Source organism: Vandammella animalimorsus (genome assembly GCF_002288875.1).
Taxonomy (GTDB): Bacteria; Pseudomonadota; Gammaproteobacteria; order Burkholderiales; family Burkholderiaceae_C; genus Lampropedia; species Lampropedia animalimorsus.
The window spans coordinates 1-1,143 of sequence record NZ_NTBH01000026.1 but is presented as its reverse complement, the minus strand read 5'-3'; the positions used below and the strand labels follow the sequence as shown (position 1 = coordinate 1,143).

The following is a 1,143-nucleotide window of genomic DNA, read 5'->3' as shown; positions in this document are numbered from 1 at the left end:
TATTGAGCAGAAATCAAACAACTTGAACAAATAAATCCTTCAAGCCGCATATTTGACGCTGTCCTTTTGAAAGAACTGCTTGACCTTTTGAGGTGACTTCTGCAGGTGTCTCATGTGGCTGACTGCGGCCAGCTTGAGCTGGCCTTTGCGCCGGTTCGGCGCCTTGCTTGTCACCGCAGCCTTGAGGTTGGCATTGAGCATCTCATCAGGGTTGAGCTCGGGGCTGTAGCTGGGCAGATAGAACACTTCGATGTACTGTTCGTTGTCTTTGAGCCAGGCCTTGACGGGCTTGGCGTGGTGCACCCGCAGGTTGTCCAGGATCAGGAATACTTTGGCTGAGCTGCCTTTTTTTACCTCCTGCACCAGACGCTTCATGAAGTCGATGAGGATGGCTGCATTCATGGCGCCTTCAAAGACTTTGAAGCGCACTTTGCCCCGGTTGGTGATGCTGGAGATCAGCGAGAGGCCTTCGCGGTTTTGTCTGATCTGCACTTGCGGGGTTTGCCCCATGGGGGCGTAGGAGCGTCCTCGCACATCATCGGAGCGCAGGCCTGTCTCGTCTGCCCATTGGATCTCTGCGCCTTCTGCCTTGGCTCTTTGTTCGATTGCAGGGTATTGTTCATCGAGCCAGCGGCGCACGGCCGCTGGCTGCTGCTCGTAGGCACGCCGTATGGGCTTTTGGGGTGTGAAGCCCCAGCGGCGCAGGTACAGGCCCACGCCTTGCTCTGTCAAACGTACACCGCAGCGCTGCTCAATGAGCATGCGCACCGCTTGGCGTGTCCACAGCGCAAAGCCCATCTTGAGTTGATCGGGGGTGCGGTCGATGATCAGGCGGCGAATCTCCATCTCCTGCTCTGCGGCAAGCGAGCGCAGCACACCGGCAGGACGCCCGCAGGGCTTGTCGGCCATCGCTTTGCTGCCGCCTTCGTCAAAGCGCTTGCAGATGTCGAAAACACCTGTGCGCGACAAGCCCAACTCGGTGCCAATGGCTTCGTACGTCCAACCCCGCCGACGCAGTTTGATGACCTGTCTGCGCCGCTCTTGCCGCGCTTCAGGGCTCAGCTTTCTCATGTCGATCATTTCCATAAGACATTATCTGCAGATTGAAGCTTTTATTTCAAGTTTTTTTATTTCTGATCAATA

At 56.2% G+C, this 1,143-nt stretch carries 1 protein-coding gene; it reads right to left on the bottom strand.

Annotated features, from left to right (window positions below; translation table 11 throughout):
* Positions 1–39: 39 nt before the first annotated feature.
* Entirely contained in the window at positions 40–1,086 is a 1,047-nt protein-coding gene (locus CLI93_RS14625) for an IS630 family transposase (protein ID WP_095996040.1), read from the bottom strand.
* Between the last annotated feature and the right edge of the window lie 57 nt (positions 1,087–1,143).